This window comes from Marinobacter sp. (assembly GCF_041686475.1).
GTDB lineage: Bacteria > Pseudomonadota > Gammaproteobacteria > Pseudomonadales > Oleiphilaceae > Marinobacter.
This window is the reverse complement of the sequence record NZ_JAWLDU010000059.1, coordinates 1-17,077: the sequence shown is the minus strand read 5'-3', so window position 1 is coordinate 17,077 and position 17,077 is coordinate 1. Positions and strand designations below refer to the sequence as shown.

The window sequence follows — 17,077 nt, the reverse complement described above, 5'->3', positions numbered from 1 at the left end:
CCTTGGCTGCCACGGTAAGTCGATCGATCCGGAGGTGAAAGCCAAGCTGGATGAGCTATACCCCGAAGACCAGGCCACCGGTTTTTCCGAAGGTGACCTGCGAGGTGCATTCGTGGTGACCAGGCAGACGACGGGGCAATAACCGCCTCATTTCTGATCAAGCCGGAACTGGTCGATCGCTTTTCGCAGAGTCTCCGCCATGGCCAGCAGGTCACCGGCTATCCGGGCCGTCTCCCTGGCGTCCTCTGAGGTTTGCTCTGCCGAGCGGCTGATTTCGATCACGTTGTGATTGATGGATTCGGACACGTCGCTCTGTTCGTTTGCGGCGCTTTCCATTTCTTGATTGAGATCGGTAATTTCCCGCACTGCGGCGGCTATGGCCTGCAGTTCCGACTCTACACCAAGGATCGCCGACACCTGCTGCTCTGCCATCCCTGACGCATGGCGCATGGTAGCGACGCAATCCACCACTTCGCCCTTGAGCCCGTTGATGGTGTTGCGTATTTCCTCGGTGGAATCCTGGGTGCGTGATGCAAGTGCCCTGACTTCATCCGCCACCACCGAGAAGCCCCGGCCGTGTTCACCGGCCCTTGCCGCTTCAATGGCGGCGTTCAACGCCAGCAGGTTGGTCTGGTCAGCAATATTTGAGATCACCTCGAGCATGTCAGACATCCGACTGGTGCGTTCATCCAGTTGCTCGATGCGCTGTGCGCCGCTCTGCACCTCGGTGTTGAGCGCTTCGATGCCTTCCACCGCATTGCGTGCAAGGGCTTCACTTTTGTTCGCAGATGCGGCTGTGTCGGCGGACTTGCCGGTGGTGTGGATGGCGTTTTCCCGGACCTGGACCGCCGAGGCAGCCATTTCAGTGGTGGCACTGGCCACCTGATCGGTATTATCTCGCTGAGCCAGCACCTCGCGCTCTGTGGTTTCCGCTTTGCCTGAAATACTGCGGGCGGCCTGTTCAACCTGCCCGGCGTTGTCCATCACGGTATTCATGCTCTCGCGGATTCTCGCCATCATGCGGTTGAAGGCACGAGCGACGGATCCGATCTCATCGTCGCGGGACACATCCAGTTCGATGGTCAGGTCAGAATTGGCAGCAATGGTTTCCATGCTGTCGTGTAACCTGTGCAGGCGTGCAATCACCAGATTTCCCAGTACCGCTGCGGTCATGAAAAAAGCCAGCACAAAAATGATGACCTGGATGCCGCCACTGGTCAGCAGTTGCTCTTGCAGGCGGGCATCGCCTTCCGCAAGTGAATAGTCCACCCGAATGGCGCCCAGGATGTCGCCTTCACTGGCCTGGTGACAGCCTAGGCAGTTCACTCCCTGGTAATTCTCCATGGCACGGACCGGTTCAATGAGTGTGTAGACTCGCCCGCGGTCCCCGTCAGATACCTGCTCGATACGCTCGCCCTGGAGGGCCCTGGATTCCAGTTCACCACGGGCCTGTTCATCGCCGTCACCGGCTCCGAACATATCATTCAGTCGCTCACTGCGGATAACCTGCACATCCAGTACGTCTTCCGGTGCCGTGGCTTTCTCCCTGAGCATCTGGCGATTATTGATGGTGCCGGTAACCATCATGGTATTGAGGGCGTCAAAGTAGGATTTGGAGAGCCCTTCAACATACCGCCCGGTGTAATCCTCAAGGTGTTGACGCTGGGAGTAATTGCCGTACAACAGGGTAAGTACAAGGATCAGGGAAAATGCGCCCGCAAGGGCAAACAACAGAACGAAACGGATGGACTGGTTTTTTCTCATAACAGCTCGGCTACGGAAATTGTCTGGATCAGGGGCCACGGGTAATGGGAGACGACTATAGAGCTACGCAAAAAATCTTTCATGACCCAGATCAGCTGACGGACAATAAACCTTATCTGGCATCCTGCTTTTCCATGGCCCGTTTTGTGCTTCAGCAACAGCAATCGTCAAAATTTCCTCAGTGGCCATGGGAGGGCAAAGTGCCATGTCGCTGCTCAATTCGCTGATAAAAGCCAGTACCCAGTTCCAGCAGGCAATGGAAAAGCGCCCGCCGTCGCAACCAGGCAGTGCTGCCGCAAAGCCTGCGGCGCCTGAGGCACCGGCGTCTGCCACTGATGACCGGTTCACGCTGTCGGAACGGGCAGATGTCGATACAGCCCGGCCCAAATCCACCAGGCTTTCGATGGCGGAATACAAGCAAACCGTCGGGCAGGACCTTGCCTACATGCGGGAGACGCTGCGGCACAAACTTGCCGAATACAAGCTCAACCCGGCAACCAATGTGGAAGTATCGAAAGATGAAGGGGGTAATATCAGCCTGGGTGGCGGGATACCGGAACAGACCCGCGGCCGGATCGAGAAGGACCTCAACAACAGCAAACCCTTCCGCGAAGCGTTCAGCCGCCTGAGCGCCAGTGAGCCGACCCTGCACTTTATGGACAATGCCCTCAAGCTCAACAAGGCTTACGGGGTGACTAACTCACTGCTGGACACTCTGGTCAGCGATAACCAGCAGTTTAATGGCCTGCAGGACCTGGCGCACCGCTATGACAGCATGCGCCGCACGATCAGTACGGAACAGGCATCCGACTATTCAGGCCGCAGGGATTTCGCCCTCAGTCTGAACACGCGGGCCTGAAGCAGTTAGACCCGGAAGGGCTCCGGGTCACCCTTGCCAACTCGGGTAACTTCCGGCGCCGGGCCTGTCATGTTAACCACGGTGGTCGCCTCAAGCCCACAGAAACCGCCGTCGATGATCAGATCCAGTTCGTGCTCCAGGGTATCCCGAATCTCCTCCGGATCGGTCATCGGGTCTTCTTCGCCCGGTAGTATCAGGGTACTGCTCATGATGGGCTCACCCAGTGCTTCCAGCAGCGCCTGCACGATGGCGTTGTCTGGCACCCGCATGCCGATGGTTTTACGCTTGGGGTGAAGCAGGCGCCGCGGCACCTCGCTGGTAGCGTCCAGAATGAAGGTGTAGGGCCCCGGGGTAAAAGTCTTCAGCAAACGGAAGTGGGTGTTGTCGACTTTAGCGAACACGCCAATATCCGAAAGATCCCGGCACATCAGAGTAAAGTTGTGCTTGTCGTCCAGCTTGCGGATACGCTTGATGCGATCTGCCGCCTGCTTGTCGCCCAGGTGACAGCCAACGGCATAGGCGGAATCCGTGGGGTACACGATCACCCCGCCACGGCGCAGAATATCCACCGCCTGGTTGATCAGCCGCTTCTGCGGCGTTACCGGATGAATCTGGAAAAACTGGCTCATTGGCTGCCTCCTGAAGCAAAAGCCGGATCCTTTTTCGAACCGCCCATGCAATCGGGGGACTCAGGCGCTGCCTGGTCAGACGCTTCCCACTCCTGCGGAGAGTAGACATGAAGTGCCAGTGCGTGCACGCCACCGGCCAGTTCTTCTGACAGTACACGGTAAACGGACTGGTGCCGCTTTACCTTGCCCTGCTCTTCAAACTCCGGCGCTACCAGGGTCACCTTGAAGTGGGTTTCCGAATTCGGTGGCACGTTGTGTTTGTGGCTCTCGTTTTCAACAAATAGATGCTGGCTGTCGAACGCGCTGGAGAGCTTTTGCTCAATGGCTTGTTGTAAAGACATAAACAGGCCTGCTCCTGATTGAATGTGTTACGGAACAGTCTACTACACGTAGCGCCATGTTACCTTGACAGGATCGGGGCAAAGCGCCATCTTCCGTCCCCAACTGAAAATTGCTTCCGACTTATGCGCCTTTATATTGCTGAAAAACCAAGCCTGGGCCGTGCTATTGCCGCCGCTCTCCCCGCCCCCCATCAAAAGGGCAACGGGTGGATCCGCTGTGGCGAAGGAAGCAGTGCCTGCACCGTCAGCTGGTGCATCGGCCACCTGCTGGAACCGGCGGAGCCTGCCCAGTACGATCCGCGCTGGAAGAAATGGCGCCAGGAGGACCTGCCCCTGTTCCCCGCGCGCTGGGAAGTGCACCCGAAAGACAGTGTGCGCCAACAGCTGAAGGTCCTGCAAACGCTGATCTGCAAGGCAGACACCATCATCCACGCCGGCGACCCGGACCGGGAAGGCCAGTTACTGGTGGACGAAGTTATCCGCTATGCGGGCGCCACCTGCCCGGTGCAACGAATCCTGATCAACGACCTGACCCCCACCGCTGTGGCAAAAGCCATCGACGCACCGAAAGACAACCGGGAATTCCGTCGCCTTTCCCACTCCGCCCTGGCCCGCCAGCGGGCGGATTGGTTGTACGGCATAAACCTCACCCGCTTCTATACGCTTTCCTGGCAACAGCAGGGTGAAAAGGGCGTTTATTCGGTGGGGCGGGTACAGACACCGGTTCTTGGGCTGGTTGTGGCCCGTGACAACACCATCGAGAATTTCCAGCCCAGGCCTTTTTTCCGGATCCAGGCGCACTGCCATGGCGTGGATGAAGAGGCAGACCAGCAGGGTTTCAGCGCACGATGGCAGCCTGCAGAGGAGCACAAGGCCTATCTGGACGAAGACGACCGGCTATTGGATGGCGACGTGGCCAGGCAGATTGCCACTGCTGTCGAGGGCCGGCCGGGGAAGGTGACCGAATCCCGTTTCCGGGACCGCAACGAAACACCCCCGCTGCCGCTATCACTCTCCGCCCTGCAGATTGAAGCGGGCCGGCTGTTCCGCATGGGCGCCAAAGACGTACTGGATACCGCCCAGAACCTGTACGAACGCCATCAACTGATCACCTATCCCCGCTCAGATTGCCGCTATCTGCCAGAGGGGCATTTCGACCAGCGCAAGAAAGTTCTGCAAGCGATTGGCAAAGTGGCAAACAAACTGTCACCGGCCTGCGATGCGGCAGATCTGAACCGCCGCACCGAAGCCTGGAACGACAAAAAGGTGGATGCCCACCACGCCATCATTCCCACGGCCAGGCAGGCCCCTTCCGGGCGATTGAGCGAAGCAGAACAGAACATCTACGAGCTGATCAGCCGCTACTATCTGATGCAGTTCAGCGCTGATGTCATCCACCGGGAAGGCAAGCTAGCCATCAGAATTGGCGACCACACCTTCAGGGCCACTGAAACCGCGATCCTGCAGTCGGGCTGGAAAGATCTGGAAATACGCCAGCGCGAAGCCCGGCAGGAAGCCGCCAAACCACCCCTGCCCCGGCTAGAAAAAGACGACCCGATACTGTGCGACTCGGTGGAGATCGCCGAGCGTAAAACACAGCCACCTCAGTATTTCACCGATGCCACGCTGCTGTCGGCGATGACCAATATTGCCCGATTTGTCAGTGACCCTGAGCTGCGCAAAACCCTGCGGGAAACCGACGGCCTGGGCACCGAGGCAACCCGGGCGGCGATCATTGATACCCTGTTCCGGCGCGACTACCTGTACCGGGACAAACGCCATATCCGCTCCACGCCCAAGGGCAAGGCGCTGATCCAATCCCTGCCAGAATCCATCAGCAGGCCGGACATGACGGCAATCTGGGAAGCCACCCTGGAGAGCATCCGCCGGGGCGAGGGCAACCCGAAACAGTTTATCGAAGACCTCAAGGAGCAGATCCGGGGCTTTATCAACAGCCCGGCCCCGGAGGCAGACAGCGCCACGCCATCCGAAGGCCAGCCCCACTGCCCCAAATGCCGCAGCCCCATGCGCCGTCGCGAGGGCAAGTTTGGCGCCTTTCATGCCTGCACCCGCTTTCCGGACTGCAAGGGCACGCGGCAGATTGAAGACGAGAACCCGCAAGACGGCACCAGCGACAAACCGGTGCCCTGCCCCCACTGCTTCTCACCTTTGGTGCGCAGAAAAGGCAAAAATGGCTGGTTCTGGGGCTGCAGTAATTTCCCTGGCTGCCGACAAACGGTTGATGACGATAACGGCAAGCCTGCGCTCCGTTTACGCAACACTACATAACGACACTGAAGCGAAATTGCGAATTTGTAATAATGTGAAGTGGTATTCAATCATTTAATCCCCGCGCACCCGGGGTTTCAGATTCACAGTGCCAATTTAATGTCGGGAGACGTTCAATGCGTATCGCTTTGCTTGAGGACGAACACGAACAGGCACAGCACATCCAGTCCATTCTTTCTGAACGCGGGCATCACTGTGACAGCTTCCCCTCCGGCCAGTCGTTTCTGAGCGCTGTGCTTCACCGCAGCTATGACCTGCTGGTGATGGACTGGCAGATTCCGGACATGACTGGCATAGACGTGCTTGAACATGTGCGGGCGCAGCTCAACTGGCAGATCCCGGTTGTTTTCCTGACCCAGCGCGACAGTGAAACCGACATCGTGCGGGCACTGGACGCCGGCGCTGACGACTACCTCTCCAAACCGGCCCGGGAAGCGGAACTGGTGGCACGCATCAATGCCCTCGCCCGCCGCACCAACCCAGACAACGAGAAAGAGGTGCTGGTCTACGGTCCGTTTGAAATCAATACCCAACTGCGGATCATTTCGCTCCACGGCGAGGTACTGACCCTGACCGACAAAGACTTCGACCTGACCCTGTTCCTGTTCCAGAACCAGGGCCGGTTACTGACCCGGGAAATGCTTCTGGAACGAGTCTGGGGGCTGGCCCGGGACATCAACACCCGCACCGTAGACACACACATGAGCCGCCTGCGGCGCAGGCTTGGCCTCAATCCTGAGAACGGGTTCCGAATCAAGACCATTTACCAGCGGGGCTATCGCCTCGAAGCCATGAAGGCCTCCGGCCCGGATGCACACGCAGTCGCTGCGGAACAGGCCTGAAATGATTCAACGCTCCACCCGTATTCTGGCTCATATCATTCTACTGCTGGGCAACCTCTGGCTTGCGCTGCCCGCGCAGGCCGAGCTGTCCATTACCCATGGCTCCCAGGCTGGCTCTGGCGCGGCGGAGTCAGTCCCGGTTCCCGAATGGTCGTACACCGTTCGGCCGGGAGAAAGCTTCAACGAAATCGCCGACGCTCTGCTCGCCAGCAACGTATCCGCCAGCCGGCTGCTTCAGCATAACGGCATTGATAACCCGGCCACGGTAAGCAGCGGAGACAGCCTTCGCATCCCGCTGTCCTGGCTCCAGCGCCAGCCAGATCCGGCGCGGGTTCGTTCCGTTGTCGGCCAGGTACAGCTCATTTCCGGGAACACCGGCAACAAGCGCCCCCTCACCGACGATATGCTGGTAAGGGTTGGCGACGAGATCCTGTCCCACAATGGTACCGCAACGGTCGAACTGGCCGACGGTTCGGTGGTGAGAATCTCTCCTGATTCACGGCTGGCGTTCAACCGCCTGACCCAGTACGGCAAGTCCGGCATGGTAGACACCCGTCTGCGCCTGGATCGTGGCGAAATCGAAACCCAGGTGAAGCCGGTCATTGAGGGCGGATCCCGCTTCGAGATTGAGACACCCTCTGCGGTGGCCGCCGTCCGGGGCACCATGTTCACTCTGAAGACGGCACCCGGCAAAACCGATCTCAGAGTTACCGAAGGGGAAGTGTCTTTCGGTCCTCCCGGCAAAACCCGCCGCATTCCTGCCGGCTACAGTGCCAGCGTGTCTGCCGTTGGCGTTGGCAACATGAGCATCCGCCAATTGCCGCCTGCACCTGCAATCAATCCCCTGCCGCCCCAGTTGAAGCAGCTGCCGGTTAAACTGAGCTGGCAGCCCAATGGCGCCAGCGCACACCGGGTAGACATCTTCGATGCGGAAACCGGCCGCTGGATGGACAGCAGCCGCGTAAGCGGCGACAGCTTCAATATTGACCTGCTGGACAATGGCCGCTACGACATTCACCTGGCCGCGCTGGACAGCAATGGCATTGCGGGAATGCCCGGCATCCTGAATGTAGAGGTCGATCTTCAGGCCCGTACCGCCACCCTCGAACAACCGGAAGCCGGTGAATCCGTCAACGATGACATGCCGGAGTTCCGCTGGCAGTTCCAGGGCGAGAACGAAGTGGCCAGGGTCGAGATTGCCGAGGACAGAGACTTTGGCAACCTGGTCGCCACCAGCGAATGGGCACCGGATCAGAGTGCCCTGCCATCACGTCCGCTGTCGCCGGGGCAGTATTACTGGCGTGTGGTTACCGAAGCCGGCGGCAATTCCGTTGCCACCAGCGAAACCCGCTCACTGGTTGTCAATGGTACCCTGCCGCCGGTTCGCATCATCAGCGTGAACTACGTGGACAGCCAGGTACGGGTGTTCTGGCAGAACGTGGATACAGCCACGGAGTACCGCCTGCAACTGTCTGAAGAGCCCAGTTTCAACAACATTATTAAAGAGGCTACCCTGTCTGATACCACGGCGGCCTTGCGCCTGATTCCCGGAAGGCGGTATTTTGTGCGGCTGAAAGCCCTTTCTGATGGCCCTCTTGAAAGTCGTTGGGGGCCAGGGAGGGAACTGTTCCTGGAGTGATTCACATATCTCCAGTGAACTCTCCATTGCACCCTGATACCCGACAGCAGGCCCCATGACCCGGAACTGGCTTCCAATAAAAACAAACCCGTGGACACTGGGCCTGCCACTTCTTGCCATACTGCTGCTGTTGCAGGCGACAACTGTACCCGAACGGCTGGATTTCTGGCTCTACGACACCCTGATTACCAACAGCCCGGCGGAAGTCTCGGATGACGTGGTCATCATTGCCATCGACGAACTCAGCCTGGACCGGCTTGGCCGCTGGCCCTGGCCGCGCGCTACCCACGCCCGGCTGATTGAAAAACTCTACCAGGCCGGCGCGAGAACCATCGTTTTTGACGTCCTGTTCCCCGAGCCGTCATCAGATGACCCGGAGCTGGCCCGGGCCATGCGCGAACACGGCAACGTCATACTGCCGCTGCACCTGTCACCCCCTTCCCGCAACTACCTGATCAGCGAACAGCTGCCCGTGGCAGAACTGGCAACTGCCGCATCCGCGCTGGGGCATGCACACGTGGAGCTGGATGAGGACGGACTGGCACGGGGCGTATACCTGATGAACGGCCTTGGCGACCACCTTTGGCCCACCCTGGCACTGGCTGCCTCAGGCACAACGTCGCAAATGAACGAACCCGGCGACGTACCTCACTACACCAATGTAAGGCAGCATTACCGGGCCATTCCACTGGCCGGCGGAGCAGGTACGCTGCCATCCTACTCCTACACCGAAATACTGGAACGCCCACCCTCTGCGGAAGTGTTTCGTGGCAAAACCGTCTTTATCGGTGCCACTGCGCCCGGCTTTGGTGACATCCTGCCCACCCCGTTCTCCGGGCTTCATCAACCCATGTCGGGCGTGGAGTTCCATGCCAACAACTATTCGGCACTGATTCAGAATAAGCTGATTTCCAGGGTTTCAACCGCTGCTGCCATTGGCCTGGCCGTTCTCGTGATTATTTTTCTGGCCAGCGCCCTGCCCCGGATGAGACCGACACGAACCATTCTCCTGTGCCTCGCGACGATGGCGGCACTGGCTCTGGCGCATGCATTACTGCTGAAATACGCGCGGCTGTGGTTACCGGTGTCCCATGCGGCGATCATCCCGTTGCTGGCACTGCCGGTATCCAGTGCTCTCCGGCTGGCCATGACCAACCGCTTCCTTAACAAGCAGTTGGACGAACTGGCAAGAGGGCCCACTATGACCCTGCAGGAGACCTCACGGCGGCATCCGCCGCAGCTGCTCAGCCAGTTCCAGGCACTGTTCCAGCCTGAGGGCTGGCTGCTGGCCGAGGGCGATGAGGTTATTACCGCCTCCGGGCTTACCGAATCCGACATTCCGCCCATGGAAAATCCCGGCGAATGGGTCCACATCGGCGGCCAGAGCTGGATAAGTCTGACCCGCGGTGGCCTCACCTACAGACTGGGCCTGAAACTCTCCAATGATCTGAGCCGAGAGGCCACCCAACGATACCTGCGCCGCCTGCCGCTGACAGCCAACAACACGCGATCATCGAACCGGCCCGGGCCAAGGGAAAACATATCTGCACGCATTGAACGTGTAAGACTTGCCACAGAGCGCATGAGCCAGATGCAGAAGTTCATACGCCGCAGCTTCGAGCGTATGCCCGATGGCATCATTGTGACCGATGAACTGGGGGTGATCCGCTTCGCCAACGGTCATATTAAGGAATGGTTCCGCGAACCCATGCCGAGCCTCAATGGCCTGCCCCTGGCACGGCTCCTGGAAGGCCACGACCCGAGAGAAACGCCACCCTGGCATGAAACCGTGTCGGAAACGCTGACCCTGGGACAGAGCCGCACCGTGGACCTGCGCATTCACAACAAAGACTTTCTGATCCACTTTGCGCCATTCTCCCTGCCAGACAGCGACCAGAGCGGGATTATCGCCAACATATCCGACATCTCGGAACTGCGGGAACAACAACGCCAGCACCGGGAGGCCATCGACTTCATCTCCCACGACGTGCGTTCGCCGCTGGTGTCCCAACTGGCGCTGATTGAACAACTGAAAAGAAACCAGGGCCAGTTGGAACCGGAGCAGCTGGATCAACTCGGCAGGCTGGCCAGGCGCAGCTACCATCTGGCCGAAGAATTCGTGCAACTGGCCCGTGCCGAACAGCTGACTGAGACCCGTTTTTACGAATGCGAGTTCCTGGCCATTGTGGAAAACGCCAGAGACAGTGTCAGCGAACAGGCCGCAGAGAAAGACATCCAGCTGACACTCCAGGGCACCGAAGACCTGTGGTTGAAAGGCAATGCCGAATTGCTGGAGCGGGCAGTCATTAACCTGCTGACCAACGCCGTGCAGTACAGCGCTCCGAAGTCCACCATCATTATTCAGGTGTTCCAGGCCGGGCACCAGGCCTGCCTGACGGTCAGTGATGAAGGCGAAGGTATCGCACCGGAGGAAGTCCCCCACCTGTTCGACCGTTACCGGCGCCAGAAAAGCAGTGAGCTTTCCGGCAACCATGGCACCGGATTGGGGCTCTCATTCGTCAACGTGGTGGTAGAAAAACACCGTGGCGAAATCCACGTCAACTCCCGCCTTGGAGAAGGTTCGGCCTTTACCCTTAAACTGCCGGTCACCCATCAGATCGGGTAACCACAAGGCCGAAGCTTTACTGCTCATCAGATCGTTTTACTGACTTGCTCCGACGGCGTGCTCACCAGACCGTCGACATCCTCGACCTGAATGGTGAAGTACCAGGTGCCGTTATCCAGATTACTGATGGTGTAGTCCATAACGCTGGCATCATCGATGCGAACAGCTTCGGAAAGTTCTTCCGGGTTCTGGCCGTAACTGATCACGTAACCAGACAGCTCACCCATCCTGATTCCATCACCATTCGCACGGGTTGCAGGCGCATTCCAACTCAGCGACGCGGAACGCTCGCCAGCCTGCTGGCTTTGTGCAGTGCTCTCCGAACCGGAACTGCCGGATGAATCGCCTCCACACCCTGTAAGCACAACTCCTATGAAAAACACGGCTGTCCATGCCATTGACATTTTAATGACGCTTTTCATATGCTTTGTACACCAATATATCGTCGCGTTTGTGAAATTATATAAAACGACGGAGAGTATCAATGTGAATAACGTCGTTGTACCAATTAAAAATTTGTCAATTTTCCGACAGGCAATGGTAACCAATTAACGGAAGCTACTGATGAGCGGACATTTTTTGCCCAGAACCGGGAAAAGGAAGGGAAAATACGGTACGAAAGTAGGAGATCTTCAGGAACAACTCGCAGGATGCGGCTTGCGTCCCGTGGGCGGGTATGTTTATCGGGACAGAGGGGGCTATCTAGGCCGGGGGAGGCGACTCAAGCAAGCCAGTCACCTCGATCTTGCCGCGGGATAATCTGACCATGTCGCGCCTTTCCAGCTCTTTCAGCAGGCGGCTGACAACCTCTCTGGCCGTTCCCAACTCCACCGCAAGCTCCTGGTGGGTAATCATGACCGGCCCACGTGCGCCACGGGCCAACAACCACTCCTCAAGACGCTTGTCCATGCGACGGAAAGCAACCTCCTCCACCAGCAACATCAGGTCATCCAGGCGACGACCATAAGACTCCATGATGCCCAGCCGGAATCCGGCAGACTGATCCATCAGCCGGTCAAAGGCTCCACGGGGAATCATCAGCGCCTCGGCGCCATCTTCCACTACAGCCTCGGCACGGTAGGCCCGCCCCGTCATCAGGCAGCCGATGGAAAGCGTGCAGATGTCATCGTTCTCCATGCGATACAGCACAATGCTGTGCCCGGAAGCACCCGTCATCTGCACTTTGACCCTCCCGCCCACGACCAGGGGAAGCCCCTGGCAATGCTGCCCTGCGCTGAACAGAATCTGACCTGCCGGAAACGTCATCGCACGGGCTTTTTCAAGGGTTTCCTTGCGGAGGGTGTCGCTCAGACTATCGAGAATGCTGTGGCGTGCCATGAAACCTGATCCTGTCTGTCGGCATTTGTGAGTTGAATGTGACTTTATCACTGAAGTAGCCCATGGCGCTGCTCTAAGATCAAGTCATTACCTGATACCACCAAGGGAGAAAGAGAAATGACCAGAAACATGGGAACAGCAGACCGCACTATACGAGCCATTGTTGGTATTGTATTACTGGCACTGGTATTCGTGGGGCCACAAACAGCCTGGGGCTGGATTGGCATCATCCCGCTGGCAACAGCGCTGATGGGCAACTGCCCGGCTTACTCGCTGATCGGCATCAAGACCTGCAAGAAGCAGTAGACATCCGAACGCAAAAAGGCAGATCATAATCCCCGGATCTGCCTTTTTGCGTTAAGGAACAAGGAGCATGGCTCAATTCGAATCCGGCGATAGGCGCAGGGATAGCCGGCGCGGGCCTGAGCCTGATCATCGGCAAGCGATTTGTAAGAGGCTCCTCTGACCGGGTCAAACAGATTCCCGACTTCATCAATACACCGATGGACGTCCTGGCTACCGGCCTCTTCGACATGATTGCGACTCTCGGAATAAAGCTCGCGAAGATTGATGGCGAGCTTGTCCGGCAAGAGCGTGACTTCATCACAAACTATTTTGTCGACGAGTGGGCATACGACCCGCTCTTCGTTCAACAGGGCCTGAGGCTGATAGAAGAACATTCAGACCAGTACTCGGTAGAAGAAGTCACCGAACAACTGGCCCGCTTTAAAAAAGCCAACCCGGACTGCAACTATCGTTCTATGTCGAGAGAGATAATCACTTTCCTGCATGACATTGCAGAAGCAGACGGCAGCCTGGATGAGCGTGAAGAAGTGGCCATTGAGCGGGCGGAAGCCATATTTGAAGAGATCAATTCGATCACCACAAACCTTTCGGAGTCAGCCAGGGCCGGCGTCAAGCAGGTTTCCCGCTTCGGTAAATCCACCCTCAACGGACTTGGTTCAGGGCTTGATAGTACAAAGAAAGGGTTGCAGCGATTAAAGACCAAATCCCGTGAGAAGCTATCGCGACGGCGGCGGAGTGAATGAATCAGGCCAGCTACCGCTTCGGATCTCCGGCAGACCGGAAACATCCGGATTGTATAAATAGATCCACACTGGCCCGAACGGCGTCTCAAGCTGCCGACGGTCATACTCGCCAGACTTTGGCGCCCGCGGTTTATGGCCTTCAAGCCCATCCAGCCGTACAAACAGCTCGTCGGTGACGTCGTAGACTTCAACATCAATTCCATGACTGGGGCGCAGCTTGGCACCGGGAAAAGGCCCGATGTCGTAGAGGGTGATCTGCTTCAGCCTGCAGCGTCCGACGAAGTGGGCTGTGGTCAGAAAATGGTGGTTTGAATGGCCTTTCTTGAGAGTGCCATAGACGCCTACGCGGTTGAGACTCACTCGCCCTCCTCGGCCAGCATATTCATGATCAGGCGGATCATGGTGTCTTTGTTTGCAGGGTCAGATTCAGCTACCAACAGCGTCAGCGCCGCCAGACCCACATCATTAATCACCGGCTCCCCGCTGGCATTAAACAATCGACTGTTACGGTGAAGAAAGTCCACAAACAGAAAGGCCGCGCTGCGCTTATTGCCATCGGAGAACGGGTGGTTCTTGATCACAAAGTACAAAAAATGCGCCGCCTTTGCCTCCACACTGGGGTATGCCGGTTCGCCGAAGACGGACTGGTCCAGGTTGCCCAGCAGTGAAGCCAGGCCATCACTCCGGTCACGAGCGAAAAGCTCGGTGGCTTCTCCCCGGGCCATCAACTCCTTCTTCAAACCATCCAGACCTGCGCGAGCCTCCTTCAGGGACGGCAATGCACCACCTGACTGCGCTTGTGGATCGGTGAGCAGGCCCTCATCGTAGCGCTGCAGAAGTAGAAAGGTCTGGGCATAGCGGCTAACGATATCCACCAGGCCGCGACCACTTTCAGCATCCAGTGCCGGGCTATGAGCGGCCTTACGCACCAGTGTCAAAGCCGCTTCTAGTTCCTGGGCGTTTTCTTCAAAGCGCTGGCGGTTGATGGTCCAGCCCTGGGTGAGGTGTTCGCGCAGAATGCGGGTAGCCCACTGTCGAAAGCTGGTCGCTCTTCTGGAGTTAACGCGATAACCTACCGAAATAATGGCATCCAGATTATACTGTTTGATGCGGCGGGTAACCTGACGCCGGCCTTCCTGACGAACTACCGAGGATTCCTCGGTAGTTACCGACTCGTCCAGCTCACCCTCTTTATAGATATTCTTCAGATGCAGACCGATGTTATCTATGGATGTGTCAAATGCTTCCGCCATTTGTCTCTGACTTAGCCAGACAGTTTCCTTGTTGGCATCCAGGCGAACCTCGACCGCCTGATCGGCGTTTTTATAGATAACAATTGGGGAGCTGTTCTCTTCACTCATGCTATTTCTCCATCCTTGAAGGTATAGAATTGAACCGCGATTTCCATGCTAAAGACTCCAACTACCGTCCAGACATACCCAACTAACTGATACTAGAATCGAGCTTTGTAGCTCTGAGGCGACAGCTGCACGTGCTGTTCAATCGCCCCCGGCAAGATGAACAGTCGCGAAGCCACTCCAAACTCGTACACTCGGTAGAGACGAAACGCTTCTGCGAATTCATTAGAAAATGATCGCTCATTTTCACTAATGAAGAATGGCTGATACTTACCTGACTGGGTGGCCTTAACCTCTAGAAACCGCTCTTTATCCCCCATCGCATCAAAAGACCGAATATCGAACCCCAATCCATCGCCACGTTCTTTGCTGGACCACTCTACCTCTGCCGCCAGGTCAGGCCGACCTTGCGCGGTAAGCCTCTGCCGTTCCATGCGGAGAACAAATTTCTCAGCGCGTTCCCCCAATTGGCGGTTGCGCCGCTCACGTTCCGAGAAGTCGATACGCGTTGCCAAATAACTGGGCCTACCCTCGGCGACATGAGGAATGCGCTCTGGCGGTTCCGGATCAAATACAGTGTCCCAGGCCCAATCCTGAGGTTCCGGTTCATCGACAACCTTATCAGCAACGAGATTGACGTCTTCAACGACCCTCTGATGGCCAGCAAGATAGGACAGAACCACCTGTTTGAGCTGTTGCTGATAGTTAAAAGCAGGTTTGTAGCCGGGAATATATGGAAGCCCCAACTCCAATAACACAGCACTGACGTTCTGGTGTTTATACTCGACCGATCCCTCTGAGCGATTATTCAGGCGGGGCTGCAGCGCCCTGCGGTGTGCTGCTTTACTGTAGGACGCTCCGACGAGATGTTTCTCCAGCATCGTCACATAGTCATTGACCAGGAACTCACATTCCAACCAGTCCCAACCACCACGCTCAGGTTGAAGAAGGTCACGAATCGACTTTTCATCAAGGCTGGTTATCAGTGCGGATCTCAGAAGCTCTCGTGCAAACTGGTTATCCAACAGTTCGAACAGCTCATCGTCCAGAAAAGCATGATCAATGTGAGCATCAATGACGCCCTGCGATGTAGAAGTCGTCAATTGTTCATATGGCTCTTGCTGGCCGGGTCTGACTTTGTGGTGCCAAAACCCCTCACTCCGGAGGTGAAAAAACGGTAGATGCGGATTGTTTCGATCCGAAGGAGACGCCAATGCCTGAAAACGCTCGGTAAAATGACGTTTAAGATCATCGTCAAAATAGAACCGATTATTCGTAACTTCGCCCGACTCTACGAGATCCATGACCGCCTGCAACATGGCCACTTTGTGAGGGCTCTTATTAGAACCACCCCTGTTCATTCGAAGCGTTGCGAAGCGCTTTTCGTAATCAAGCAAACTCACCGGCCACTCCAGTAATCTGCTTTCTCCGGGATAACCCATCGCACGCCACCACGAGGATCTTGCTGATCACCTGTGTACCTAGGAATCAAGTGACAATGCATGTGCAAAACCGTCTGCCCTGCCGCCGTTCCACAATTCATACCGATATTGTAGCCATCCGGCTGGTAACGATTCTCAAGCCAATGCTTACCTTCCTCGACCAGCTCCATGATGGCTTTTTGTTCAGCAGCAGTAAGGTCAAACCAGTCGGCAGCGTGCCTATTGGGGACGATCAATAAATGGCCTTGAGAAACCGGAAAGCCATCCAGGCGGATATGAGCCAATGCATTTGACGGCATTGAACCCTGGTCTGATGCTTCATTGACGGCGCAAAATGGGCAGCACTGTTTCATTACAACTTTCCATTTATAGATTCCGAGGGGTTCAATCTCCGTTGATTTCTTAATCAAAGCCCCATCGACTTGCAGCTACGATTCTGCCAATCATTACTGCCAGGATCGCAGCTAATTGTGACTACCATCTATAAGTTTCTACACCAGGTTAGCAGAACCCTGCTCTTTCATCGCCAGAATATCCCTAGGCGCCACACCCAGATCACTCCACTTTTCCGGATGGCAGGTAAACAGCAGTATCTGGTGGCGGTTGGCCGCGTCGAACAGGATGCGCTTCATGTCTTCCAGGCGGTCCGTGTCACTGTGCACCAGCGTGTCGTCCAGTATTACCAGGGTGGGCCTGCCGGCTTCTCGTAGCAGATCTGCATAGGCCAGGCGGCTGATCAGGCCCATCTGTTCGCGGGCGCCGAAGCTTAATTCGTTGATCTGTCCCAGTTCGGTTCCCCGTGTGAACGTGCCAGGCCTGAGGTGTTCATCCACTTCCAGGGTGGCTTGCGGGAACAGCAGGGAGAGGTAGTGGTCCAGGTGCTTTTGCAGCGGGGCCTGCA

General features: G+C 57.0%; 18 protein-coding genes. 8 read left to right on the top strand and 10 right to left on the bottom strand.

Features of this window, described 5'->3' with window-relative positions:
- Window positions 1-142 (top strand): DUF3365 domain-containing protein (locus tag ACESMB_RS12485; protein WP_372971695.1); only part of this gene is annotated, 142 nt, incomplete at its 5' end.
- A 5-nt stretch (window positions 143-147) separates the two neighbouring features.
- On the opposite strand, the gene ACESMB_RS12480 is transcribed toward ACESMB_RS12485, so the two are convergent.
- Window positions 148-1,764 (bottom strand): methyl-accepting chemotaxis protein, encoded by a 1,617-nt coding sequence (locus ACESMB_RS12480; protein WP_372971694.1) that lies wholly within the window; start codon window positions 1,762-1,764, stop codon window positions 148-150.
- A gap of 205 nt (window positions 1,765-1,969) precedes the next feature.
- On the opposite strand from ACESMB_RS12480, the gene ACESMB_RS12475 reads away from it, so the two are divergent.
- Entirely contained in the window at window positions 1,970-2,623 is a 654-nt protein-coding gene (locus ACESMB_RS12475) for a hypothetical protein (RefSeq protein ID WP_372971693.1), read from the top strand.
- 5 nt (window positions 2,624-2,628) lie between these two features.
- Here the strand turns inward: ACESMB_RS12475 and ACESMB_RS12470 are convergent, their stop codons facing one another.
- Window positions 2,629-3,252, bottom strand: coding sequence for an L-threonylcarbamoyladenylate synthase (locus ACESMB_RS12470; protein WP_372927336.1), 624 nt, complete (start codon window positions 3,250-3,252; stop codon window positions 2,629-2,631).
- Window positions 3,249-3,593, bottom strand: coding sequence for a BolA family protein (locus ACESMB_RS12465; RefSeq protein WP_372971692.1), 345 nt, complete (start codon window positions 3,591-3,593; stop codon window positions 3,249-3,251). The genes ACESMB_RS12470 and ACESMB_RS12465 overlap by 4 nt, the downstream gene beginning before the upstream one ends.
- Window positions 3,594-3,716: 123 nt before the next feature.
- On the opposite strand from ACESMB_RS12465, the gene ACESMB_RS12460 reads away from it, so the two are divergent.
- The 4 genes from ACESMB_RS12460 to ACESMB_RS12445 all read left to right on the top strand — a co-directional run bounded on the left by ACESMB_RS12460 (window position 3,717) and on the right by ACESMB_RS12445 (window position 10,989).
- The gene (locus ACESMB_RS12460) at window positions 3,717-5,882 is read left to right on the top strand and encodes a DNA topoisomerase 3 (RefSeq protein ID WP_372927338.1); all 2,166 of its coding nucleotides are present in this window, start codon (window positions 3,717-3,719) and stop codon (window positions 5,880-5,882) included.
- Window positions 5,883-5,998: 116 nt separating this feature from the next.
- A complete protein-coding gene (locus ACESMB_RS12455; RefSeq protein WP_372927339.1) occupies window positions 5,999-6,724 on the top strand; it encodes a response regulator transcription factor in 726 nt (241 codons plus the stop codon).
- A 1-nt stretch (window position 6,725) separates the two neighbouring features.
- On the top strand, window positions 6,726-8,363 hold the full coding sequence (locus ACESMB_RS12450) for a FecR domain-containing protein (protein ID WP_372971691.1): 1,638 nt from the start codon (window positions 6,726-6,728) through the stop codon (window positions 8,361-8,363).
- Between the two features lie 55 nt (window positions 8,364-8,418).
- On the top strand, window positions 8,419-10,989 hold the full coding sequence (locus ACESMB_RS12445) for a CHASE2 domain-containing protein (RefSeq protein ID WP_372971690.1): 2,571 nt from the start codon (window positions 8,419-8,421) through the stop codon (window positions 10,987-10,989).
- 26 nt (window positions 10,990-11,015) lie between these two features.
- Here ACESMB_RS12445 and ACESMB_RS12440 read toward each other — a convergent pair whose 3' ends face one another.
- Together ACESMB_RS12440 and ACESMB_RS12435 are read right to left on the bottom strand one after the other, a co-directional pair.
- A complete protein-coding gene (locus ACESMB_RS12440; protein WP_372927342.1) occupies window positions 11,016-11,216 on the bottom strand; it encodes a fibronectin type III domain-containing protein in 201 nt (66 codons plus the stop codon).
- A 475-nt stretch (window positions 11,217-11,691) separates the two neighbouring features.
- The gene (locus ACESMB_RS12435; protein WP_372971689.1) at window positions 11,692-12,327 is read right to left on the bottom strand and encodes a Crp/Fnr family transcriptional regulator; all 636 of its coding nucleotides are present in this window, start codon (window positions 12,325-12,327) and stop codon (window positions 11,692-11,694) included.
- A gap of 117 nt (window positions 12,328-12,444) precedes the next feature.
- Here ACESMB_RS12435 and ACESMB_RS12430 point away from each other — a divergent pair, with 117 nt between their 5' ends.
- Together ACESMB_RS12430 and ACESMB_RS12425 are read left to right on the top strand one after the other, a co-directional pair.
- A complete protein-coding gene (locus ACESMB_RS12430) occupies window positions 12,445-12,633 on the top strand; it encodes a DUF2892 domain-containing protein (RefSeq protein ID WP_372971688.1) in 189 nt (62 codons plus the stop codon).
- A gap of 197 nt (window positions 12,634-12,830) precedes the next feature.
- Entirely contained in the window at window positions 12,831-13,376 is a 546-nt protein-coding gene (locus tag ACESMB_RS12425; protein WP_372971687.1) for a TerB family tellurite resistance protein, read from the top strand.
- Here ACESMB_RS12425 and ACESMB_RS12420 read toward each other — a convergent pair.
- From ACESMB_RS12420 to ACESMB_RS12400, 5 genes are all read right to left on the bottom strand, one after another.
- Window positions 13,350-13,736: a gamma-glutamylcyclotransferase gene (locus ACESMB_RS12420; RefSeq protein WP_372971686.1), complete on the bottom strand. Its 387-nt coding sequence runs from the start codon at window positions 13,734-13,736 to the stop codon at window positions 13,350-13,352. The genes ACESMB_RS12425 and ACESMB_RS12420 overlap by 27 nt on opposite strands.
- Window positions 13,733-14,737 carry a RhuM family protein gene (gene rhuM / locus ACESMB_RS12415; protein ID WP_372971685.1) on the bottom strand — a complete coding sequence of 335 codons (1,005 nt, stop codon included), beginning with the start codon at window positions 14,735-14,737 and terminating at the stop codon, window positions 13,733-13,735. Before rhuM ends, ACESMB_RS12420 begins: the two co-directional genes overlap by 4 nt.
- A 92-nt stretch (window positions 14,738-14,829) precedes the next feature.
- Window positions 14,830-16,137, bottom strand: coding sequence for a DUF3883 domain-containing protein (locus tag ACESMB_RS12410; RefSeq protein WP_372971684.1), 1,308 nt, complete (start codon window positions 16,135-16,137; stop codon window positions 14,830-14,832).
- Window positions 16,134-16,529, bottom strand: coding sequence for an HIT family protein (locus tag ACESMB_RS12405; RefSeq protein ID WP_372971683.1), 396 nt, complete (start codon window positions 16,527-16,529; stop codon window positions 16,134-16,136). The genes ACESMB_RS12410 and ACESMB_RS12405 overlap by 4 nt, the downstream gene beginning before the upstream one ends.
- A gap of 138 nt (window positions 16,530-16,667) precedes the next feature.
- On the bottom strand, window positions 16,668-17,077 hold a 410-nt coding region (locus tag ACESMB_RS12400; RefSeq protein WP_372971682.1), incomplete at its 5' end, for an ATP-binding protein.